Source organism: Streptomyces longispororuber (assembly GCF_024448165.1).
Taxonomy (GTDB): Bacteria; Actinomycetota; Actinomycetes; order Streptomycetales; family Streptomycetaceae; genus Streptomyces; species Streptomyces longispororuber_A.
This window is the reverse complement of the sequence record NZ_JAMOLN010000046.1, coordinates 32,061-53,764: the sequence shown is the minus strand read 5'-3', so window position 1 is coordinate 53,764 and position 21,704 is coordinate 32,061. Positions and strand designations below refer to the sequence as shown.

18 protein-coding genes are annotated in these 21,704 nt (G+C 71.7%); 5 read left to right on the top strand and 13 right to left on the bottom strand.

Annotated elements, in window-relative coordinates; translation table 11 throughout:
• The 4 genes from M4J07_RS15930 to M4J07_RS15915 form a co-directional block, all read right to left on the bottom strand.
• A partial coding sequence (locus tag M4J07_RS15930; RefSeq protein ID WP_255972317.1) for an MFS transporter occupies nucleotides 1-837 on the bottom strand: 837 nt, incomplete at its 3' end.
• Nucleotides 838-1,066: 229 nt separating this feature from the next.
• Nucleotides 1,067-4,657: a chromosome segregation protein SMC gene (gene smc, locus M4J07_RS15925; protein WP_255972315.1), complete on the bottom strand. Its 3,591-nt coding sequence runs from the start codon at nucleotides 4,655-4,657 to the stop codon at nucleotides 1,067-1,069.
• A 218-nt stretch (nucleotides 4,658-4,875) separates the two neighbouring features.
• Nucleotides 4,876-5,079: a hypothetical protein gene (locus tag M4J07_RS15920; protein ID WP_018531075.1), complete on the bottom strand. Its 204-nt coding sequence runs from the start codon at nucleotides 5,077-5,079 to the stop codon at nucleotides 4,876-4,878.
• A 381-nt stretch (nucleotides 5,080-5,460) separates the two neighbouring features.
• On the bottom strand, nucleotides 5,461-5,742 hold the full coding sequence (locus M4J07_RS15915) for an acylphosphatase (RefSeq protein ID WP_255972313.1): 282 nt from the start codon (nucleotides 5,740-5,742) through the stop codon (nucleotides 5,461-5,463).
• A 133-nt stretch (nucleotides 5,743-5,875) separates the two neighbouring features.
• On the opposite strand from M4J07_RS15915, the gene M4J07_RS15910 reads away from it, so the two are divergent.
• Entirely contained in the window at nucleotides 5,876-6,958 is a 1,083-nt protein-coding gene (locus M4J07_RS15910) for a CAP domain-containing protein (RefSeq protein WP_255972312.1), read from the top strand.
• Between the two features lie 64 nt (nucleotides 6,959-7,022).
• Nucleotides 7,023-7,427, top strand: coding sequence for a winged helix-turn-helix transcriptional regulator (locus tag M4J07_RS15905; protein WP_255972310.1), 405 nt, complete (start codon nucleotides 7,023-7,025; stop codon nucleotides 7,425-7,427).
• On the opposite strand, the gene mutM is transcribed toward M4J07_RS15905, so the two are convergent.
• From mutM to recG, 8 genes are all read right to left on the bottom strand, one after another.
• On the bottom strand, nucleotides 7,400-8,269 hold the full coding sequence (gene mutM, locus M4J07_RS15900) for a bifunctional DNA-formamidopyrimidine glycosylase/DNA-(apurinic or apyrimidinic site) lyase (RefSeq protein ID WP_255972309.1): 870 nt from the start codon (nucleotides 8,267-8,269) through the stop codon (nucleotides 7,400-7,402). The two genes, M4J07_RS15905 and mutM, sit on opposite strands and share 28 nt — an antisense overlap.
• A 139-nt stretch (nucleotides 8,270-8,408) precedes the next feature.
• Nucleotides 8,409-9,203, bottom strand: a complete 795-nt coding sequence (rnc, locus tag M4J07_RS15895; protein WP_255972307.1) for a ribonuclease III — start codon at nucleotides 9,201-9,203, stop codon at nucleotides 8,409-8,411.
• A 19-nt stretch (nucleotides 9,204-9,222) separates the two neighbouring features.
• Nucleotides 9,223-9,396, bottom strand: a complete 174-nt coding sequence (gene rpmF, locus M4J07_RS15890) for a 50S ribosomal protein L32 (protein ID WP_030361955.1) — start codon at nucleotides 9,394-9,396, stop codon at nucleotides 9,223-9,225.
• Nucleotides 9,397-9,398: 2 nt separating this feature from the next.
• The gene (locus M4J07_RS15885) at nucleotides 9,399-10,043 is read right to left on the bottom strand and encodes a YceD family protein (protein ID WP_255972329.1); all 645 of its coding nucleotides are present in this window, start codon (nucleotides 10,041-10,043) and stop codon (nucleotides 9,399-9,401) included.
• A gap of 153 nt (nucleotides 10,044-10,196) precedes the next feature.
• Nucleotides 10,197-11,270: an ATP synthase F0 subunit B gene (locus M4J07_RS15880; protein ID WP_255972327.1), complete on the bottom strand. Its 1,074-nt coding sequence runs from the start codon at nucleotides 11,268-11,270 to the stop codon at nucleotides 10,197-10,199.
• Nucleotides 11,271-11,361: 91 nt separating this feature from the next.
• Nucleotides 11,362-11,841, bottom strand: a complete 480-nt coding sequence (gene coaD, locus M4J07_RS15875; protein ID WP_255972305.1) for a pantetheine-phosphate adenylyltransferase — start codon at nucleotides 11,839-11,841, stop codon at nucleotides 11,362-11,364.
• Nucleotides 11,842-11,867: 26 nt separating this feature from the next.
• Nucleotides 11,868-12,464: a 16S rRNA (guanine(966)-N(2))-methyltransferase RsmD gene (rsmD, locus tag M4J07_RS15870; protein ID WP_255972303.1), complete on the bottom strand. Its 597-nt coding sequence runs from the start codon at nucleotides 12,462-12,464 to the stop codon at nucleotides 11,868-11,870.
• 96 nt (nucleotides 12,465-12,560) lie between these two features.
• Entirely contained in the window at nucleotides 12,561-14,768 is a 2,208-nt protein-coding gene (recG, locus tag M4J07_RS15865; protein ID WP_255972302.1) for an ATP-dependent DNA helicase RecG, read from the bottom strand.
• Nucleotides 14,769-14,961: 193 nt separating this feature from the next.
• On the opposite strand from recG, the gene M4J07_RS15860 reads away from it, so the two are divergent.
• Both M4J07_RS15860 and M4J07_RS15855 read left to right on the top strand, forming a co-directional pair.
• Nucleotides 14,962-16,800: an HSP90 family protein gene (locus M4J07_RS15860; RefSeq protein WP_255972300.1), complete on the top strand. Its 1,839-nt coding sequence runs from the start codon at nucleotides 14,962-14,964 to the stop codon at nucleotides 16,798-16,800.
• Nucleotides 16,797-19,514: a tetratricopeptide repeat protein gene (locus tag M4J07_RS15855; RefSeq protein ID WP_255972298.1), complete on the top strand. Its 2,718-nt coding sequence runs from the start codon at nucleotides 16,797-16,799 to the stop codon at nucleotides 19,512-19,514. Before M4J07_RS15860 ends, M4J07_RS15855 begins: the two co-directional genes overlap by 4 nt.
• Before the next feature lie 22 nt (nucleotides 19,515-19,536).
• Here the strand turns inward: M4J07_RS15855 and M4J07_RS15850 are convergent, their stop codons facing one another.
• The gene (locus M4J07_RS15850; protein WP_255972297.1) at nucleotides 19,537-21,258 is read right to left on the bottom strand and encodes a DAK2 domain-containing protein; all 1,722 of its coding nucleotides are present in this window, start codon (nucleotides 21,256-21,258) and stop codon (nucleotides 19,537-19,539) included.
• 231 nt (nucleotides 21,259-21,489) lie between these two features.
• Between M4J07_RS15850 and rpmB the strand changes: the two genes are divergently transcribed.
• Nucleotides 21,490-21,675: a 50S ribosomal protein L28 gene (gene rpmB, locus M4J07_RS15845; RefSeq protein WP_003957616.1), complete on the top strand. Its 186-nt coding sequence runs from the start codon at nucleotides 21,490-21,492 to the stop codon at nucleotides 21,673-21,675.
• Nucleotides 21,676-21,704: the final 29 nt, after the last annotated feature.

Genomic DNA, 21,704 nt, shown 5'->3' with positions numbered 1-21,704 from the left:
GAGGCCGATACCGACCCAGACGATCGGCTTGAAGAAGAAGCTGCCGCCGAGCAGGTCCTTGAAGGTGGACTTGTGCTCGCTGCGCATGGCCGTGTGGATCTCGGCGACCCGGGCGTCGAGGTCGACCTCCTTGCCCTCGACCTCCTCCAGGACCTTCTTGGCCTTCTCCTCCTTGCCGGCGGAGATCAGGTAGCGCGGGGACTCGGGGATCGCGAAGGACAGCAGGCCGTAGAGGACGGCCGGGATGACCATGACGCCGAGCATGACCTGCCAGGCCTCCAGGCCCATCAGCTTGCCGCGCTGGTCGCCGCCCGCGGCGTTCAGCAGGCCCCAGTTGACGAGCTGGGAGATCGCGATGCCGATGACGATGGCGGCCTGCTGGAAGGAGCCGAGCCGGCCGCGGTAGGCGGGCGGGGCGACCTCGGCGATGTAGGCCGGGCCGATCACGGAGGCCATACCGATGGCGAAGCCGCCGATGATCCGCCAGAACGCCAGGTCCCACAGCGCGAACGGCAGCGCGGAACCCACGGCGCTGATGGTGAAGAGGACCGCCGCGATCTGCATGCAGCGGATCCGGCCGATGCGGTCGGCGATCCGGCCGGCGGTCGCGGCGCCGATGGCACAGCCGATCAGCGCGATGGCGATGACCTGCGCGAGCGCGGCGGAGCCGATGTCGTACCGGTCACGGATGGCCTCGACCGCACCGTTGATCACGGAACTGTCATAGCCGAAGAGGAAGCCGCCCATCGCGGCCGCGGCCGCGATGAAGATGACATGTCCGAGATGCTCGGGCTGGGCATCCCGGGCTCCGGATTTGGGTGCCGAAGTGCTGGTCACGTGTACTCCTCGGGCCACCGGCTTCGCTGCCGGGGGTGGGGGCGAGCCCTTCAGTTGAGATTCCAGTGGCGCACAAGTTCGCGCCACCCACCACCTGAAGGTAAAAGCAACGTCGCAGAGACTATGCCTTCAAGTTTCGAAGTCAACAGGTGGGGTGCTGTGAATTTTCGGCATGGAAGCAGCACCTTGAGTTCAAGACTTGAACATGACTGGACGCCAACCCGCGCGACTAGCGCAGCCGCTGGCTGATCACCTTCGACACCCCGTCGCCCTGCATGGAGACGCCGTACAGCGCGTCGGCGACCTCCATCGTGCGCTTCTGGTGGGTGATCACGATCAGCTGCGAGGCCTCCTGCAGCTCCTGCATGATGCGGATGAGCCGCTGCAGGTTGGTGTCGTCGAGGGCGGCCTCGACCTCGTCCATCACGTAGAACGGGCTGGGCCGCGCCTTGAAGATGGAGACCAGCAACGCCACGGCGGTCAGCGATCGCTCGCCGCCGGAGAGCAGGCTCAGACGCTTGACCTTCTTGCCCGGCGGACGGGCCTCGACGTCCACGCCCGTGGTGAGCATGTTGTCGGGATCGGTCAGGATCAGCCGGCCGTCGCCGCCCGGGAAGAGCCGGCCGAAGACACCCTCGAACTCCCGGGCCGTGTCCCGGTAGGCCTCGGTGAAGACCTGCTCGACGCGCTCGTCGACCTCCTTCACGACCTGAAGGAGGTCGGCCCGGGTCTTCTTGAGGTCCTCCAGCTGCTCACTGAGGAACTTGTGGCGCTCTTCCAGCGCCGCGAACTCCTCCAGAGCCAGCGGATTGACCTTCCCGAGCTGCTGGTACGCCCGTTCGGCTGACTTGAGCCGCTTCTCCTGCTCCGCCCGGACGAACGGCCGTGGCTTGTTCCGCGGGTGCTCCGGGTCCTCCGGCAGCTCCTCCCCCTCGGCGGGGAGCGAGGGCGGCACGAGCTGTCCGGGACCGTAGTCCGCGACGAGCCCGGCCGGTTCGACACCCAGTTCCTCCAGCGCCTTGGTCTCCAGCTGCTCGATCCGCAGCCGCTTCTCGGCGCCGAGTACCTCGCCGCGGTGGACCGAATCCGTCAGCTTGTCGAGTTCCGCCTTGAGATCGCGGCCCCGGGTCCGCTCGGCGACGAGCTCCTGCTCCCGTGCGGCCTTGGCGCGCTCGGCGAGGGTCCGCTCCGCGTCGGCCCGCGCGATGGACACCTCCACGTGCCCGAGCAGCTGCCGGGCGCCGGACGCGACGGCCTCGGCGACGGCGGCCTCGTACTTCAGCCGGGTCCGCTGCCGCTCGGCACGCGCGCGTGCCTCGCGTTCGGCGCGGGCCGCCCGGTCGAGGGAGTCGGCGCGCCCCGCGAGCCCCTTGACCCGCTCCTCGTGCGTACGGGCCTGGAGCCGCGCCTCCATCTCCGTCTGCCGCGCGTTGGCACCGTCGGCGGAGAGGCGGTCCCGCACGGACGTGTCCGGCTCCTCGTCCGCTCCCTCGCAGAAGGGAGCCTGCTCCTCGGCCACCGCGAGCCGCTCGGCCAGCTCCTCGGCGTCCATCGCGGCCTTCTCCAGGGCGTCCTGCGCCTTGGCCGCGGCGGCGGCGCTGCGCTCCGCCTCGCCCGCGGCTCCCCGCGCCTGCCCGGCGAGCCGGCCCAGCTGCTGGGCCCGCCCGGACCGCTCCCGCTCTATGGCTCGCTGCCGCTGCCCCAACTCCTCGACGAGCGCGGCACACTCCGTGCGCCGCTCCCCCGCGGCGCGCTGCGCCCCGGCCAGCTCCTCGCACTGGGCGGCGAGCTGCTCCAGCTCGGCGGCGGCCTCGTCGACGGACGCCTGCACTTCGAGGAGGCTGGGCGCCCCGGCCGACCCGCCCTGCGCGAAATGCGCCCCGAGGAGGTCCCCTTCAGCGGTCACGGCGGTCAGCTCCGGCCGCGCGTAGACCAGGTCCTCGGCGTCCTCCAGGGTTCCCACGACCACGACGCCGCGCAGCAGCCGTCGCACGGCGGGCATCAACTCGGCCGGTCCGCGGACCAGTTCGGCGGCGTACGGGGGGCTGCTCGGCCCCTCGCTCCCCGCGACGTCGTCGGGGGCGTCGGCGGCACTCGCCCCGTCGCCCGCGAGGAGCAGGGCGGCCCGCCCCCCGTCCTGCTTGCGCAGCAGGCGAATCGCTTCGGCGGCGGAGGCGGGCGAGGCCACGGCGATCGCGTCGGCCGCGGCGCCGAAGGCCGCGGCCACCGGCACCTCGAACCCCGGCGCCACGGACAGCAGCTCCGCGGCCGGCCCGAGCAGCCCGGTCAGCCGGTCCTTCGCGCCGAGCAGCGCCCCGGTGCCGTCCTTGCGTCGCAGTCCGAGGGCCAGCGCCTCGCGCCGGGCGGCGACGGCGGCCCGCTTGCGCTCGGCGGAGGTCGCGGCCTCGCGGGCGGCGGACGCGGCGGCTTCGGCGCCGGCGAGGGCCGACTTGGCGTCCTCCAGCTGCCGCACGAGTTCCTCGTCACCGGCGTCGAGGCCGTCGACCTCGGCCTTCAGCTCCTCGTACTCCTCCTGCGCGGCGACGGCCCGCTGCTGCGCCTCGTCCCGGGCGGCGGCCAGCCGGTCGATCTCGGCCTGCGCGGACGCGGCCCTGCTGCGGGCGGCGTTGACCTGGCCCTGGAGCCGGGCGAGGCCCTCGCGGCGGTCGGCGATGGCGCGGGCGACGTCCTTGAGCCGGCGCTCCTCGACCGCCAGCTCCCGCTCCAGTTCGGCCCGGTGGGAGACCGTCTCCTCCAGCGCGGTCTGCGCCGCTTCGAGGGCGGCCGCCAGCTCGGCCTCCTGCTCGCGCACCCGGGCGGCCTCGCGCTCCAGGTCCTCGGGGTCGCGGCCGCGCCGCTCCTCGGTGGGCGCGGAGGTGGCGCTCTTCACCCGGGCGTCGGCCAGCGAGACGGTGCCGCGCACCCGCTCGGCGAGCTGCGACAGCTCGTACCAGGTCTGCTGCGCCCGCTGCAGTCGCGGCGTCAGCCGGCGCACCTCGTCCTCCAGGTGCCCCTCCTTCTGGAGGGCCTTCTTCAGCTCTTCCTCGGCCGTCTCCTTGCGCCGCTTCAGCTCGGCCTCGTCGGCGACCTCGGCGCTGAGCGCCTCCCGCAGCCGTACGAGATCGTCGGCGAGGAGCCGCAGCCGGGTGTCCCGCAGATCGGCCTGGATGACAGCGGCCCGCCGCGCGACGGCGGCCTGCCTGCCCAACGGCTTCAGCTGCCGCCGCAGTTCGTCGGTCAGGTCCTGTACGCGGGCCAGATTGGCCTGCATCGCGTCCAGCTTCCGCAGCGCCTTCTCCTTGCGCTTGCGGTGCTTGAGGACACCGGCGGCCTCCTCGATGAAGGCGCGGCGGCCCATGGGATCGGCGTGCAGCACGGAGTCCAGCTGGCCCTGGCCGACGATGACGTGCATCTCGCGGCCGATGCCGGAGTCGGAGAGCAGGTCCTGGATGTCGAGCAGCCGGCAGGTGTCCCCGTTGATCTGGTACTCGCTGCCGCCGTTGCGGAACATGATCCGCGTGATGGTGACCTCGGCGTACTCGATGGGGAGCGCCCCGTCGGAGTTGTCGATGGTCAGCGACACCTCGGCGCGGCCGAGCGGCGGGCGCCCGGTGGTGCCCGCGAAGATGACGTCCTCCATCTTGCCGCCGCGCAGCGACTTGGCGCCCTGCTCGCCCATGACCCAGCTCAGGGCGTCCACGACATTGGACTTGCCCGAACCATTGGGACCCACGACGCAGGTGATGCCCGGCTCGAAGCGCAGCGTGGTGGCCGAGGCGAACGATTTGAACCCGCGCAGGGTCAGAGCCTTGAGGTGCACGCCGTCGGACTCTACCGGGCGCCCCTGTCTCACTCCATGAACCCGCGGTTTCACCGATGAAGGTGCAGGGCACATCAGACGTTAAGAAAGCGCTTCGGTGCGCGGGGGGTCGGGTCCGGAGCAGGCAAGAAAAGAAAGAAGGGACGCCGAAGCGTCCCTTGCATATCTCTGTCAAGCGGCTGTCACGGCAGCCCGACCACGTACGTCTTTGGATGTGGTCAGGTGAGCGCAGGCTCCGCCTGGGGTACGTCGATGCTCTCCAGGAGCGAATCGTGAGAAGCGGCAGCCGCGAGCGCGTCGTTCTCGGCCTGGATCCGGCCGAGCTCGGATTCAAGATCCTGGACGCGCTGCTGGAGCCGTCGCATCTCGGCGAGGAGTCGCGGGTCGCTGCCGCCGACGTAACCGAGAAGCGCCTTTGCCATGATGGATGGTCCTCCACACTGAGTGACCGACCGAAGCGGTGTGGGTCGTGAGGGAATCGCACCCGCGGTGCTTGGCACTTCTTGTCTTGCTGCCGTTCTTACATGCCAAACAGCTAAGGTGCGCGGGGATTCCAGAGTCTCACCAAAAAGTTTGACGGTCAACACGATCACGCCCCGTATTGGCGGGCAACCCGGGGGCTCGGCGCCGTGAAACATCCGGCGCGGCCTGACGCTCGGGGCCCTGGGGGCGTGGAGATCATCCGTCCTTCGGGAGCCTGCCACGAGTCCCCCTTCTTGGCAACCACCAGGGCGTTTCTGCCCGGAGCAGTTGCCTGCGGCATCTCTTTCCGGGGTGCGTGCGCCGCCGCCTGGGCCGACGTGTCAGCGAATGGCAAATCCGTCGTAGCCGCCGCGGGGCGTGTCCCAGATCTCAGTCACACCGTCGACGCGGCCGGGTGTGTCGTCGCCGTGGAGCCAGTCGAGCAGTTGCTGGCATCCGTCGCGAGGCCCCTCGGCGACCACTTGCACACGGCCGTCCTCCAAATTGAGAGCAAAGCCACTCAGGCCACCGATCTCCAGAGCACGTGCACGGGTGAACCACCGAAAACCCACACGTTGGACGCGTCCTCGCACCCAGGCGACGAGCCGCACTTCTTCGTTCATGGGTGCACGCTAACCGGCCAATTGCACTCGGAGCACTTCGTCCCCTTGCGTCTTGGGGTACCGTCGCGGACCGATGAGCCTCACTCGTACGGGTGAGTCACATTGACGACCGCGAGGATCAGGAAGGCCAGACATGGGACGCCACCGACGCTCCGCCGCCGGACGCGCCGCCACGGGCCGCGCCACCGGGACCCCGGACAGTTACGCCGAGGGCACGCACGCCGAAGGATATGGCCAGGCATACGACGCCGATCACGCAGGGTCGTACACCGGTGGGCACTCCGACGCGCACCCCCTTTACTCCCCCTACTCCGCCTACCCGGCCCACGACGAGACCGTGACCGCCGTGTACGGCTCCATCTCCTCGGCCGGCGGGTCGGGGGACGAGCCGCACGGGCGCTCCTCCCACCGGCGCAAGAAGCGCGGCGGCGTGCCCGTGCGCACCGGACTGCTCGGCGTCTCCGCCGCCGTCGCCATGGGCGCGGTGGCCGTCGCCTCGGGTCTGATCCCGGGCGCCGACAACTACAAGCTCGGCGGCGACCACGGCAACAAGGTGCAGGCCGCCGACTCGCCCAGCGTCGAGGCGCAGGGCGGCACGGACGGATCGGTCGAGGACCGTGCACCGTCGGCCGCCAGCCGGAACACCGAGCGCGCCACGCCGTCGGCCTCCCCGTCGAAGTCCGCGTCGGCCAAGCCGTCCGCGGAGCCCTCGAAGAAGCCGGCGCCGTCCAAGACCTCCGCCGCAGGGGGCGGGACGACGACGAAGAGCGCGAGCCCGTCCACGAAGGCGCCCGAGAAGACGAAGGCGCCCACCTCCGCCGCGCCCGCGACGTCGTCGGAGAGCGCGGCCGCGGCCCAGGTGCTGTCCCTCGTCAACCAGGAGCGCGCCAAGGTCGGCTGCTCCCCGGTCACCGCGGACAGCGGTCTCGCCGCTCTGGCCACGGCGTTCAGCGAGGACATGGCCGCCCGGAACTTCTTCGACCACACGGACCCGGACGGCGCGACGCCGTGGGACCGCGCCAAGAAGGCCGGGATCACCGACCTCGGCGGCGAGAACATCGCCCGCGGCCAGGCCAACGCCCAGTCCGTCATGGACGCCTGGATGAACAGCCCCGGCCACAAGGCGAACATCCTCAACTGCGACTACAAGACCCTCGGCGTCGGCGTGCACTTCGGCTCCGGCGGCCCGTGGTGGACGCAGGACTTCGGCTTCTAGTCGAGCACTAACCCCTGGTTAGCGCCCTCCTGGGGTTCGCGCTGCGCGGGAGTATGCTCGGCATATGACCACGACCGGGACCGACAGCGCCGTCGCCGCCGGCCTTCCGTACGACGTGTTCTCCAAGGCGTGCCCGTCCCGCGGCACCCTGGAGCACGTCACGGGACGCTGGGGCGCGCTCACGCTCGGGGCGCTGCACGAGGGCTCGCTCCGCTTCAACGAGCTGCGCCGCCGCGTCGACGGCGTGAGCGAGAAGATGCTGTCCCAGACCCTGCACGCACTGGAGCGTGACGGGCTGGTGCACCGCGAGGCGCAGCCGACGAACCCGCCGCGCGTGGACTACGAACTGACGCCGCTCGGCCGGGACGTGGCCGAGCGCCTCCTCGCCCTCATCCACTTCGTGGAGGGGCGGATGGACGACGTGCTGGTGGCGCGCGGACGCTACGACGAGACGCGCGGAACGCGCTGACAGCGCGGGCAGTAGTAGCTCGACCGGTTCATCCAGGGGCGCCGCCGCATCGGTGTGGCACACCGGCGGCAGGGCTCGCCCTCCCGCCCGTACGCGTCGAGCGACCGGTCGAAGTACCCGGACTCCCCGTTCACGTTGACGTAGAGCGCGTCGAAGCTTGTCCCGCCAACCGCGAGCGCCGCGTTCATCACGTCGCGCACGTGGCCCAGAAGTTCGGCCGTGCGCGGGCGGGTGAGGGTCGCGGTGGGCCGCTCGTAGTGCAGCTTCGCGCGCCACAGTGCCTCGTCGGCGTAGATGTTGCCGACGCCGCTGATGAGGGACTGGTCGAGCAGGGCGCGCTTGATGGTGGTGCGCTTGCCGCGCAGGGCCGTGTGGAAGGCCGCGTCGTCGAAGAGCGGATCGAGCGGGTCGCGCGCGATGTGCGCGATGACGTCCGGCAGACCGTCCGCACTGTTCTCCGCGGTCTCGTGCAGCGAGAGCCCGCCGAAGGTGCGCTGGTCCACGAAGCGGAGCTCCGTGCCGAGGTCGTCCGCGAACCGGACGCGGATGCGCAGGTGCTTCTCGTCCGGGGCGTCGTGCGGCTGGACCAGCAACTGGCCGCTCATGCCCAGGTGCGCGAGGACGGACACGTGCGTCGTCTCGAGCGGCAGCCACAGGTACTTGCCGCGACGGCTCGGCTCGCCGATCCGCTGCCCCTTGAGGCGGTACGCGAAGTCCTCGCCCCCCGCGATGTGCCGACGCACGGCCCGCGGGTGCAGCACTTCGGCGTCGGCGACGGTCCGGTGGGCCACCCACCGCGCGAGCCCGCGCCGTACGACCTCGACTTCGGGCAGCTCGGGCACGGGGTTCCTCCGGACAAGGGGCTGATGACAGCGGTGCAGCGACCCTACCGCGCCCCGAAGGGGCACGGGGAACCGCACGAAAAGCCGCCCGTTCCCCTTGGCGAACCGAGGGGAACGGGCGGCTGAGGAAGCGCAGCGCCTACGCGCCGGAGGCGGTGTCGGCGGCCGCCCCTTCAGAGGCCGCGGCCCCTTCGGACGCGGCAGCCTTGGCCCGCTCGTCCGCGGCGGCGCGAATCGCACGCCACGCGGACTCGGCGGCCTGCTGCTCCGCTTCCTTCTTGCTGCGGCCGGTGCCGGTGCCGTACGAGACGCCTCCGACGCGGGCGGCAGCAGTGAAGGTCTTCTCGTGGTCCGGGCCGGTCTCGGTGACCAGGTACTCGGGAACGCCGAGCCCCTCGGTCGCCGTGAGCTCCTGGAGACTGGTCTTCCAGTCCAGGCCGGCACCCAGATTCGAGGACTTCTCGATCAACGGGTCGAAGAGACGGTGGACGAGCTCGCCCGCCGCTTCCAGACCCTGGTCCAGATACACAGCGCCGATCACCGCTTCGAGGGTGTCGGCGAGGATGGACGCCTTGTCCCGGCCGCCCGTGCCCTCTTCACCACGGCCGAGCCGGATGAAGGAACCCAGGTCGAGCCCGCGGCTGACCTCCGCAAGCGCACGCGAATTGACCACCGCGGCCCGCAACTTGGCCAGCTGGCCTTCAGGCAGGTCGGGGTGGGTGCGATACAGGGTGTCGGTGACCACGAGGCCGAGCACGGAGTCCCCGAGGAACTCAAGGCGCTCGTTCGTGGGCAGACCACCGTTCTCGTACGCGTACGAGCGATGCGTCAGCGCACGCACCAGAAGGGCGGACTCGAGTTGATACCCGAGCCGCCCTTCCAGAAGCGTGTGGGACGAGGCTGTGGTGTCCGCCTTTTTCTTGGCGTCAGACATAGAGCCTCTCACCAGCCGCTCAGACCTCGAGGACCTGGCGCTTGTTGTAGGTGCCACAAGCGGGGCACGCGATGTGCTGCAGCTTGGGCTCCTGGCAACGCTCACACGAAACCAGGGTGGGGACCGCAGCCTTCCACTGCGACCGGCGGTGGCGCGTGTTGCTGCGCGACATCTTCCGCTTCGGAACAGCCACGGCTACTTCTCCTGCTTCTCGTCGACGCCCGCTTGTGCTTCGGCGCCGCTCATCTCGTCCTTCTCGCCGTCCTGGATGGTGCCAGCGAGTCCCTGCAGTGCCGCCCAACGGATGTCGACGGCGTCGTGGTGGTGGCCCGGCTCGTCCGAAAGCCGCACTCCGCACTCGGAGCACAGCCCTTCGCAGTCGTCCTGGCACACCGGCTGCATCGGCAGTGCGAGCACCACCGCATCACGCAGCACAGGCTCGAGGTCGAACATGCCGTCCTCGAGAAAGAGCCTGTCCTCGTCTTCCTCGGCGTCGTCGGCCGGCTCCGCTTTCACACGGCCCCGGTCGTCGGCGTCAGGGTACGAGAACATCTCCTGGAAGTCCGCGTCGACCTCTTGGTCGAGCGGCTCCAGACACCTTACGCACTCCCCCTTCGCCGATGCACGGGCGGTGCCTGTGACAAGCACCCCTTCCATGACCGACTCCAGACGGAGGTCGAGCTCCACCGGGGCGCCTTCCGGCACCTCGATGACTCCCTGGATACCGAAGTCCTTGGGAGCGTCGATCGTGCGGGACAGCCGCTGCATGGCACCAGGACGCCGACCCAGCTCGTGCGTATCGAACACGAACGGGTTGCGGTGATCGAGGTGGGTGTTCAGGGCTGGTCCCGCTTTCGTTCTTCGAAGCTCATGAGGTCGCTGCCCCGATTTTCCGGGCAGCTCGGATCACACGTGTACGCGCGACCGAAGAGCCAGGATACTGGACCTTTCGCTCTCGGCCCAATCCGGTCCCGGCCACCCTGTGCGACTCGGTCAGCGGCCCTGGTCGTACTGCCGCTCGTACTCCCGCACCTGATCCATGTTGATCATGCTGGTGTCGAAGAGGCTGGTCTCGTCGAGCGCACCGCTCTGCGCCTCCTGCTGCACCTGCACCTGCTGCTGGTACGCGTACGGATCCTGCTGATAGGCCGCGTACGGGTCCTGCTGCTGTTGCTGCTGCTGGTACGCGTAGGGGTCCTGCTGGTACGCGGCGTACGGGTCCTGCTGGCCGTAGGGCTGCTGCTGGTACCCGTACTGGTCCTGCTGCTGCGGGTACGCCGGGGCCGGCTGCTGGGCCGGGATCTGCGGGGCCTCGGGCTCCTGGCGCTCCTGGCGGTCCTGGTTGCCGATCTCGGCCAGGCCCGCGAGGTAGTCGGCGTCACTGGTGTGCGCCTGGGTGCCGCCCTCGCCGTCCAGCGTGAGGGCGCCGAGGTCGTCCTGGGCGATGCGGCCGTGGAGCTTCTGGCGGCCCTTGCCGACGGCCTCCAGGGTCTTGGCGAGCACCGCCTCGAAGGCGCCGAGCTTGACGTCCACGTACGCGTCGGCGTCGCGCCGCAGCGTCTCGGGGTCGTGGCTGCGCTCCGGGGCGTCCTCGTCCTCGTAGCCCTGCTCGTCCGTGCCGGGGCCGGTGCCGAGCAGCTTCTCGCGGCCGCGGCCGACCGAGCCGAGGGTCTTGTTGAGGACGACCTCGAAGTTGGCGAGTTTCGAGTCGACGTAGTCGTCGGCCTCGGCGCGGACCTCCTCGGCCTCCTGGCGGGCCTCGGCCAGGATCCGGTCGGCCTCGTCCTGGGAGCGGCGGGCGATCTCGGTGTCGGCGATCAGGGTGCCGCGCTCGGCGTGCGCGGTCTCGATGATCCGCTCGGCCTCGACGCGGGCCTGCTCGACCATCTGCTCGCGGCCGCCGATGAGCTCCTGGGCCTGGGCGAGGGAGCCGGGCAGTGCCTGGCGCACCTCGTCGAGCATCGCGAGCAGATCGGCGCGGTTGACCACGCACGAGGCCGACATGGGCATGGACCGGGCGTTGCCTACCGCGGCGACGATCTCGTCGAGCTTCTTCTGCACGTCCACCGTGTGCTCGCCACTCTCTCGTCTGCTCACAGGGATGTGAGGGGTGTTGGAGACGGACGGGACGACTGTATGCCCAACTGGCGCGTGCGTGTCACTTCTTGGGGAGGCGTTCGGTCAGGGCCCGGTGCACCAGCGGCGGGACCAGGTGCGACACGTCTCCGCCCCAGGCGGCGACCTCCTTGACGAGCGAGGAGGACAGGAAGCTGTACGTGGGGTTGGTGGGGACGAAGAGCGTCTCCACGCCGGAGAGGCCGTTGTTCATCTGGGCCATCTGCAGCTCGTAGTCGAAGTCGCTGACCGCGCGCAGGCCCTTCACGATGGCCGGGATGTCGCGCTGCTTGCAGAAGTCGACGAGGAGGCCGTGGAAGGACTCCACCTCCACGTTGCCGAACTCGGCCGTGACCTCACGGATCAGCTCGATCCGCTCGTCGACCGCGAACAGGCCCTGCTTGGACTGATTGATCATCACCGCGACGTGCACGACGTCGTACAGCTTGGAGGCTCGGGCGATGATGTCGAGGTGGCCGTTGGTGATGGGGTCGAACGACCCAGGACAGACTGCGCGGCGCACGGGATGTCCCTCGCTCTCCGGTCCGGTCATCGTGCGTCGTCGCACGTGAGGGTGGTGTTCAAGGCGGCGCGACCGTACCAAAACGTGCCCTCGCCGTAACGCCGGGACCTCAGTCCCTCGAACCCGTCGGGCCACCGGAATTCGCCGCCTCTGGTGCTGCGTTCAACGGTGACGAGCGCTTCGTCCGCGAGCCAGCCCTGAGTGCGGAGTGTGAGCAGGATCTCCCGAAGATCGTCGTCCGAGACCGCGTACGGAGGGTCGAGGAAGACCAGGTCGTACGGGGTGGAAGGGGGCGATCCGGAGATGACTTGTTCCGCTTTTCCGGTACGTGCCTCCGCGCCGGGCAGGGCGACCGCCTTGATGTTCTCCCGGATGGTGCGGGCGGCCCGGGCGTCGGCCTCGACGAGCAGGGCGTGCGCGGCGCCGCGCGAGAGGGCCTCCAGGCCGACGGCCCCCGATCCCGCGTAGAGATCGGCGACGCGGGTGCCGTCGAGCGTGCCGAGCAGTGCCTGCCAGGTCGAGAAGAGGCCCTCGCGCGCACGGTCGGAGGTGGGGCGGGTGCCGTTGCCCGGCGGTACGGCCAGGCGGCGTCCGCCGGCGCGCCCGGCGATCACGCGGGTCATGTCAGTCCTTCACCGTGCCTTCAGCATGAGCGGGATCCGTCGCGGATCACTCCGGGACCGCTCCCGGATCGCTCCCGATCTTTCCCGCCCAGTGTCTCAGCCCTTGTCCAGGTACTGCTCACGCTCCTCGTCCAGGAGGGCGTCAAGGGCCGTCCGCAGACCGGGCAGGCCCGCCAGGTCCGGGTCGGCCGCGACGACCCTGGTCGCCTCCTCGCGCGCCTCGGCGATGATCTCCTCGTCCTCGATGACGGCGAGCATCCGCAGGGACGAGCGGACCCCGGACTGGGCCTGCCCGAGGACGTCGCCCTCGCGGCGCTGCTCCAGGTCGATCCGGGACAGCTCGAAGCCGTCGAGCGTGGCGGCGACGGCGCCGAGGCGGGCGCGCGCGGGGCTGGCCTCGGGCATCTCGGTGACCAGCAGACACAGGCCCGGCGCCGAGCCGCGGCCGACGCGGCCGCGCAGCTGGTGGAGCTGGGAGACGCCGAAGCGGTCGGCGTCCATGATCACCATCGCCGTCGCGTTCGGCACGTTCACCCCGACCTCGATGACCGTCGTCGCGACCAGGACGTCCGTCTCGCCGGCGGCGAAGCGGCGCATCACGGCGTCCTTGTCGTCGGGCTGCATCCGGCCGTGCAGCACCTCGACCCTGAGCCCCTGGAGGGGGCCGTGCGCCAGCTCGTCGGCCACGTCGAGGACGGCGAGCGGCGGGCGCTTCTCGGCCTCGTCCTCGGCGGACTTCTTCTTGGCGCCCTTCTTGGGCTTGTCGTCCTCGTCGTCCCCGATGCGGGGGCAGACGACGTACGCCTGGTGTCCCTTGCCCACCTCTTCCCTGACGCGCTCCCACGCGCGGGCGAGGAAGTGCGGCTTGTCGGCGGCGGGCACGACGTGGCTGGCGATCGGCGAGCGGCCGGCCGGGAGCTGGTCGAGGACCGAGGTCTCCAGGTCGCCGAAGACCGTCATGGCGACCGTGCGCGGGATCGGCGTCGCCGTCATGACCAGGAGGTGCGGGGGCTGCTTGCCCTTGGAGCGCAGGGCGTCGCGCTGCTCCACGCCGAACCGGTGCTGCTCGTCCACCACGACCAGGCCCAGGTCGTGGAACTGCACCTTGTCCTCGATCAGCGCGTGCGTGCCGATGACGACGCCGGCCTCGCCGGTGACGATGTCGAGCAGGGCCTGCTTGCGGGCGGCCGTGCCCATGGAGCCGGTGAGCAGCACGACCTTCGTGGAGTGCTCGGCGCCGCCGAGCATGCCGCCCTCGGCCAGCTCGCCCATCATCTCGGTGATCGAGCGGTGGTGCTGCTGGGCGAGGACCTCGGTGGGCGCGAGCATCGCGGCCTGGCCGCCCGCGTCGACGACGGTGAGCATGGCGCGCAGCGCGACCATCGTCTTTCCGGAGCCGACCTCGCCCTGGAGCAGCCGGTGCATCGGGTGCTCGGTGGCCAGGTCGTCGAAGATCTCCTTGGAGACCTTCTGCTGGCCTTCGGTGAGGGTGAACGGCAGCTTCGCGTCGAACGCCGTGAGCAGTCCGTCCGGCTGCGGCACGCGCGCGACGGCGGTGAGCTGGGTGTCGGCGAACCGGCGCCTGGCGAGGGCGACTTGGAGGACGAACGCCTCGTCCCACTTCAGCCGGGACCGCGCGTCGGCGATGTCGGCCTTGGTGTGCGGCCGGTGGATCTTGAGCAGGGCCTCGGTGAGCGGGACGAGGCCACGGCCCTCGCGCAGCGACTCCGGGAGCGGGTCGACGGCGTCCTGCGCGCTGGGCAGCACCAGGTCGACGGCCTTGGCGATCTTCCAGGACTCCAGCTTGGCGGTGGCCGGGTAGATCGGCAGGAGGGCCCCGGCCCAGGAGCCGACGGTCTCGGCGGCCTCCTCCGAGGAGTCGGCGCGCAGCAACTGGTAGGCGGGATGCGCCAGTTGCATCTTGCGGTTGAAGACGCCGACCTTGCCGGCGAACATCGCGCGCGTGCCCGGCAACAGGTCCTTGTGCGGCTTGTGGATGCCCCGGCCGAAGAAGACGAGCTGGAGCTGTCCGCTGCCGTCGGTGATGGTGACTTCGAGGCGCTGGCCACTGCCGCCGTTGAACCTCAGGACGCGGGCGCTCGCGACCTGGGCGACGACCGTGACGTGCTCGTCGAGCGGCAGCTCGGCAAGGGCGGTGAGCTCTCCGCGCTCCGCGTATCTGCGCGGATAGTGGTGCAGGAGATCCCCGACGGTGTGCAGGCCTAGGTGCTCGGCCATCACCTTCGCGGTGGCGGGACCGAGCGCTTTCTTCAGCGGTTCTTCGAGCGCGGGCACGAGATCCATTGCACACCACGCCACTGACAATCACGCGCGGTCCCTCGCGGTTCCGTCCGAACAATCCCGTGCAGGTCCTTGAAAACTGCTGGTCAGCAGCGGCTTCCCGGCCCTAGGATGACCGCCTTCCGCCCTCTTCGCGGTCACCTCGCGGGGCCGCCCGACCCGCGCCGTCGCCAGTCCCCCCACCGGCGCAGCGACGATGGAATCCCAGACTTCTCACGATGCCCAGCGCGCTCAGGCGCCGCACACGTTCCAGGTCGACCTGCGCGGTCTCGTCGATCTGCTCTCCCACCACCTGTACTCCAGCCCCAAGGTCTACCTGCGCGAGCTGCTGCAGAACGCGGTGGACGCCATCACCGCGCGCCGCGCCGAGGAGCCCGGATCCCCCGCCACGGTGCGCCTGTTCGCCGAGGGCGGTGCGCTGCGCGTCGAGGACTCCGGCATCGGTCTGACCGAGGCGGACGTGCACAGCCTCCTCGCGACGATCGGCCGCAGCTCCAAGCGCGGCGACGGCCTGGAGTCGGCCCGCGCCGACTTCCTCGGCCAGTTCGGCATCGGCCTGCTCGCCTGCTTCGTCGTCGCGGAGCGGATCCGTGTCGTCAGCCGCAGCGCGCGCACGCCCGAGGCGCCGCCGGTCGAGTGGACGGCCCGCGACGACGGCTCGTACACGGTCCGTACGCTCCCGGACTCGGCCCGCCCCGAACCGGGCACGACCGTGCACCTGGAGGCCCGCGCGGGCGCCGGCGACTGGCTGGCCGAGCCGCGGGTGCTGGCCCTGGCCCGCGACTTCGGCTCGCTGCTGCCGTACGACGTGCGGGTGGGCGACGCCGCCGTGACGGACCTTCCGGCCGTCTGGGACCGCGCGCATCCGAGCCCGGCCGCGCGCCGGGTGGCACTCGCCCGCCACTGCCACGACCTGTTCGGCTTCACTCCGCTGGACTCGATCGAGCTGGACGTGCCGGTGGCCGGCATCCGGGGTGTCGCGCACGTGCTGCCGCAGGCGGTCAGTCCGGCGCAGCGCGCGGGCCACCGGGTGCACCTGAAGGGCATGCTGCTCACCGAGCGGGCCGAGCAGCTCCTGCCCGACTGGGCCTTCTTCGTGCGCTGCGTGATCGACACGGACAGCCTGCGCCCCACGGCGTCGCGCGAGTCGCTCTACGAGGACGAGACGCTGGCCGCCGTACGGGAGGCGCTGGGCGAGCGGGTCCGGGAGTGGCTGACGGCGCTCGCGGCCGGCGATCCCGAGCGGCTCGCGGCCTTCCTGTCCGTGCACCACCTGGGGGTCAAGTCCCTTGCGCGGCACGACAAGGAGATGCTGCGCACGATGCTTCCCTGGCTGCCGTTCGAGACGACGGACGGGCAGCTCTCCCTGGAGGAGTTCGCGCAGCGCCACCCGGTGGTGCACTTCACGCGGACGGTGGAGGAGTTCCGGCAGGTCGCGCCGATCGCCTCCGCGCAGGGCATCGGTGTCGTCAACGGCGGTTACACGTATGACGCCGATCTGGTCGAGGCGCTGCCCTCGGTGCGGCCCGGCACGGCCGTCGCCGAGCTGGACGCGGACACGGTGACCGCGCACCTGGACGCCGTCGACCCGGCGGAGGAGCTGGCCCTGTCGGCGTTCCTGGCGGCGGCCAGGGCCCGCCTCGACCCGCTGGGCTGCGACGTCGTCCTGCGCGCCTTCCACCCGCTGACGGTGCCCGCGCTGCACCTGGACGACCGGGCGGCCCGGCACGAGCAGGCACGGGCGGAGGCGGAGGGCCAGGCCGACGACCTGTGGGCGGGGATCCTGGGCTCGCTGCGCGGCAGCGCTCCTCGCGCGCGGCTGGTGCTCAACCACCTCAACCCGCTGGTCCGGCGAGTGAGTTCGCTGGCCGACGCCGAGCTGATCGGCACGGCGGCCGAGGCCCTGTACGGCCAGGCCCTGCTGATGGCGCAGCGCCCGCTGCGGCCCGCCGACTCGGCGCTCCTGAACCGTTCGTTCATCGGCCTCCTGGAGTGGGCCACGCATCCCGGTACCGGAAAGGACGACCTTCGATGAGCGACCTGGACTTCGACGGCCTGCGTCGGGCGATGGCGGAGAACGCCGCGCGGCCCGAGGGGCCCGCGCGCGGTGCGCGCGCCGAGCAGCTGCTCGTCGAGGCCGAGCGGCTCGGCATCCCGCTCGCCGTGATCGAGGCCCTCGGCCACCAGCTGCAGATGTACAACTACAGCTCCGAGAAGGACAAGATGTTCGTCCCCTTCGCGCGGCTGCTGCGCATGTGGGACGAGCGCCCGGAGGACTTCGACGCCTACGAGACGCACTCGCTGCACTGGGTCTTCAAGTGGATGTCCGGCGGCATGCTGAACCAGCCGCACATCCCGCTCGCCTCCATGGAGAAGTGGCTCGGCGAGATGGAGCACCGCTACCGGGTGGCCGGTCACTCCGAACGTGCCGTCCGTATGAGCGAGTTCTACGTCGCCGACCACATGGGCGACGAGGAGCGGGCCACGCGCGCGTACGACGCGTGGCTCGCGGCGGACCGTGACGACATGGCCGACTGCCACGCCTGCGAGCTCAACGGACAGGGCGCCCGCCAGTCCGACCTGCGCAACGACGAGCGGGCCCTCGAACTGTGGCGGCCGGTCCTGGAGGGCGAGTTCACGTGCGCCCACGAGCCGCACGCGGCGCTCGCCTCGTCGCTGCTGCCCCTGCTGCGCCTGGGCCGCCCCGAGGAGGCCCGGGCGAACCATCTGCGCGGGTACCGCCTCGTACGGCAGATGGAGTCCATGCGGGGCGCCTTCGCCTCGCACGTGGAGTTCTGCGTCCTGACCGGTAACGAGGCGCGGGCCCTTGAGCTGCTGGCGGAGCGGCCCGCGTACTTCAGCGACAGCGGCAACCCGCACGGCCTGATGGACTTCCTCGGCGTCACGGCGCTGGTCATGGACCGGCTCGTCGAGCTCGGTCTGGGCGAGCAGGGCGTGCCCGGGCCCACCGGTCGCGCGTGGACGGCGGCCGAGCTGGCCGGGCACGCGCGCGTGGAGGCCCTTGCCCTGGCCGCCCGGTTCGACGAGCGCAACGGCACACCACACGTGGGTGCCCGGCTGCGGGAGCGGATGGACCAGCGGCCCGTGCTGGAGCGGCTGCCGCTGGGCGTCCGGGTCGTGCGGACGGCCGTCCCCGCGAAGCCGGTCTCCCCCGCGCCCGTGGAGCGGCCCGCGGACGCGGCGTCCCTGGTGGCCGAGGCGCGGCGGATCTCCGCGGAGGAGGGCGGCCCGGACGCGGGCCGCGCCTGGGAGGCGGCGGCCCGGGCCGCACAGGCGGAGGGCCTCGAACTCACCGTCCACGACCGCGCGGAGATCGCCGACTACGAGGCCATGCGCGCGGACGACGACGGCGCGGGACTGTTCGACCACGCGGCCGCGCTGTACGAGGCGGCCGGCGATCCGGACGAGGCCAGGGCGGCACGCGCGCGTGCCGCGTACGCACAGGCCCTCACCGGGCACGTGGACGAGGCGCTCGCCGCGATCCGGGAGCCGTACGAGCAGGTGCTCGCGCTGCTGCCGGACGTGGACGCCACGACGGCCAGGCCCGCGGCGGCCGTGCTGGCGTGCCGCGCGCGCATCCTGCTGCTGGCGCACTCCGGCGACGCGGAGATCGGTGAGGCGGAGGACGGCGCCCGCCGGCTCCTGGCGCTCGCCGAGCCCTTCCCTGACGTCCCGCGGCTCGCGTCGCAGGCAGCGGCGGCCCGGGCGATGCTCGGGGACATCGCGGTGCATCGCGGGGACCCGGAGGCGGCCGGTGCGCTGTACGAGCGGGCGGCGGCCGCTCATGTGGCGGCCGGGCGGCCCTGGCTGGCCGTGGACTGCGAGGTCCGGATCGCGGGTCTCGCCCGTGACCGGGAGGACGCGCCGGGCGCCGAGCGGGCGTTGCGGGCGGCCCTGGAGCACGGGGCCGGATACCTGGAGCCGGCCGGTGCCGCGCAGCTGCACCTCCAGCTGGCCGAAGTCCTGGCGGCCGGAGGGCAGTTCGGCCCTGCGGCCGACCATGCCCTGGAGGCCGCTCACTGGGCGGACGAGTCGGGCGGGAACGCGGGGCTCGGCGCCTGGGCACGGTTCCAGCTGGGCGGGCACCTGCTGCGCGCCGAACGCACCGCGGAGGCCGCCGAGGTCCTGGAGTCGGCGCTGCTCGACCTGACCTCCGACGACCACGGCGACGGGGCGATCGTGCAGGCCCAGTGGTGGCTCGGCGACTGCGCCCGCGCGCTCGGCGAGGACCTCCAGGCCGCCGAGGCATGGCTGAAGGCGGCGGAGATCGCCCAGCACTGGCCGGAACAGCGGGACCACGCGATGCTCGCGAACCTGGCGGCGGACGCCCTCGACCGGGCCGGACGCCCGGAGGACGCGGATCGCGCCTACGCGCGCGCGGGCGAGCTGTGGGGCTCCTTGGAGCACGTCCATGCCGTGGCGCGTTGCCTACGCGCGCGTGCCTGGCTCGACTCGGCGTCGGCGCAGGACGAGCGGGAGCTGATGACCGCGGCGATTCGGGCCTGTGAGGAGGCCCTCGCCACGGCCGGAGCCGACCGGGCCGAGCTGCTGTCCGAGCTGGGACACACCCACCGGCAGTTCGCGGAGCTCCTGGACCGGCGTACCGAGGCCGGCGACGCCACGGACACGGCGGCCCAACTGGAGCTGGCCGCGGCCGCGTTCGGTGAGGCCGGGGACACCGAGCGGCGGGACGAGGCGCGGACCGCGCGCGCCGCACTGCCCGCGTAGGGCCGGTGGTCGTGGCGGGCGGCTACTCGACGCCGATGAGCATCAGCGCCGACTGCCGCCCGCCCCGGTACACCATGGTGTCCACCGCCAGGTAGGACTCGCGGACGTGCTGCTCCAGACCGTCGGCGACCTCGTCGGGGACGTCCTCGCCGAGGACGAGCGTGACGAGTTCGCCGCCCGCCGCGAGCATCCGGTCCAGGACGGTGCGGGCGGTGGCCGGCACCTCGCTGCCGATGACCGCCACGTCGCCGTCGATGAGGCCGAGGACGTCACCGGCCTGACAGATGCCGGCCATCGTCCAGGACTGCCGCTCGGCGACGGCCAGTTCGGCGTACCGGGTCGCGCCCGCGGCCGAGGTCATCGCGACGACGTCCTCGTCGAAGCGCCGGTCGGGCTCGTGGACGGCGAGCGCGGCGATGCCCTGGACCGCGGAGCGGGTCGGGATCAGGGCGACCCGGACGCCCTCGGAGCGGGCCTGCTCGGCGGCGGCCGCCGCGGTGTGCCGCAGCTCGGCGTCGTTGGGCAGCAGTACCACCTCACGCGCGTGGGCACGGCGGATCGCGTCGACGAGCTCTCCGCTGGCGGGCGGCTCCCCCGGCCGGTCGGGCACGGTCGTCGCGCCCGCCTCCGCGTAGAGACCGGCGAGCCCGTCGCCCGGCACGACCGCCACCACGGCGCGCTGGGCACGCTCGCGGGGCGGTGCCGAGGCGCGGCCCGCGTGCACGTCGCCGAGGCCGAAGTGGGTGATGCGGATCCGGTAGGGGCGGCCCGCCTCGACACCCGCCTCCACGGCCGCACCGGCGTCGTCGACGTGCACGTGGACGTTCCACAGGCCGTCCCCGCCGACGACGACCAGGGAGTCACCGAGGGCGTCCAGCCTGGTCCGCAGCCGGGCCACGGCCCGGTCGTCGGCCTCCAGCAGATAGATGACCTCGAAGGCGGGTCCCGCGACGCCGTGCTCTTCGGGGCATTCGAGTGCGGTGTCGCCGGGCGTGGCCTCCACGCGCGCGTGCCCGCCGTCCACTCGGCTCCGTACCGGCGCCCTCTCCCCCGAGACGGCCTCGCTCAGCGCCCCGAGAACCGCGACGAGACCCCGTCCGCCCGCGTCCACGACCCCGGCCCTGCCCAGGACCGCCAGCTGCCCCGGTGTCGCGTCGAGCGCCGCGCACGCGCCTTCGTAGGCGGCACGGGCGACGGCACCGCAGTCGCCGTCGACGCCGGAGGCGGAGTCCGCGGCCGCCGTGGCGACCGTCAGCACCGTGCCCTCCACGGGGTGGGCGACGGCCTCCCGCGCGGACTCCGAGGCCCGCCGCAGCGCGAGCCGCAGCTCCCCCGGGGCGGCCCCGCCGGAGTGATCTCCCTCACGCGCCTGCCCGTCGGCCAGCACCTGGGCCATGCCGCGCAGCAGCTGCGCGAGGATCGTCCCGGAGTTGCCACGGGCACCGATGAGCGCCCCGTGCGCCATCGCGCGCATCACTTCGGGCAGCGCGGGCGCGGCGGGCTCCGGGCCTGCCTCCAGACCGGCGAAGACCGCCTCGACGGCCTGATGCGCCGACTCGACGGTCAGATAGAGATTGGTGCCGGTGTCCCCGTCGGCCACGGGATACACGTTGATCGCGTCGATCTCCGCGCGCTCCCGCCCGAGCGCCTCCAGGGCGAGTGAGCACCAGGCGCGCACCGCGACGACGTCGAGCACATGCGGCACCTGCGGCACCTGCGCCTCCTTGAGCTGCTGGACTGGCATCGCAGAGTAGACCCCGGAGGGAGGCCGTCCGGAAGAGGGCCTGGTCCGGTCCCCGGGACAGCGGCCCGGGCAGTCATGGTAGTTTCGTTGTACCGAAGCAGCCGTTGTATGCTGCTCCGGTTGCCCGATATTCATCGGGCCACCCCCTGGCACCGCCACTCAGATCCTCTGATCTCGATCCCGGCATGCCGGGATCAACCGTAAGTGCATCTGAAGTCTTTGGAGTGACCCGTGGCTGCCAACTGCGACGTCTGCGGCAAGGGGCCGGGCTTCGGCAACAACATTTCGCACTCGCACCGCCGTACGTCCCGTCGCTGGAACCCGAACATCCAGCGTGTGCGTGCAGTGGTCGGTCGGACGCCGAAGCGGCTCAACGTCTGCACCTCGTGCATCAAGGCCGGCAAGGTCTCGCGCTGACGTAACGCGTAGCGCGGCCACCTCGCTGG

Bases quoted from the DNA above. Each gene is read 5' to 3' on its own strand.
- M4J07_RS15920 (WP_018531075.1), bottom strand. From the start codon at position 5,079: ATGGCAAAGGCGCTTCTCGGTTACGTCGGCGGCAGCGACCCGCGACTC.
- M4J07_RS15915 (WP_255972313.1), bottom strand. From the start codon at position 5,742: ATGAACGAAGAAGTGCGGCTCGTCGCCTGGGTGCGAGGACGCGTCCAA.
- M4J07_RS15910 (WP_255972312.1), top strand. From the start codon at position 5,876: ATGGGACGCCACCGACGCTCCGCCGCCGGACGCGCCGCCACGGGCCGC.
- M4J07_RS15905 (WP_255972310.1), top strand. From the start codon at position 7,023: ATGACCACGACCGGGACCGACAGCGCCGTCGCCGCCGGCCTTCCGTAC.
- rnc (WP_255972307.1), bottom strand. From the start codon at position 9,203: ATGTCTGACGCCAAGAAAAAGGCGGACACCACAGCCTCGTCCCACACG.
- rsmD (WP_255972303.1), bottom strand. From the start codon at position 12,464: ATGACCCGCGTGATCGCCGGGCGCGCCGGCGGACGCCGCCTGGCCGTA.
- recG (WP_255972302.1), bottom strand. From the start codon at position 14,768: ATGGATCTCGTGCCCGCGCTCGAAGAACCGCTGAAGAAAGCGCTCGGT.
- M4J07_RS15860 (WP_255972300.1), top strand. From the start codon at position 14,962: ATGGAATCCCAGACTTCTCACGATGCCCAGCGCGCTCAGGCGCCGCAC.
- M4J07_RS15855 (WP_255972298.1), top strand. From the start codon at position 16,797: ATGAGCGACCTGGACTTCGACGGCCTGCGTCGGGCGATGGCGGAGAAC.
- M4J07_RS15850 (WP_255972297.1), bottom strand. From the start codon at position 21,258: ATGCCAGTCCAGCAGCTCAAGGAGGCGCAGGTGCCGCAGGTGCCGCAT.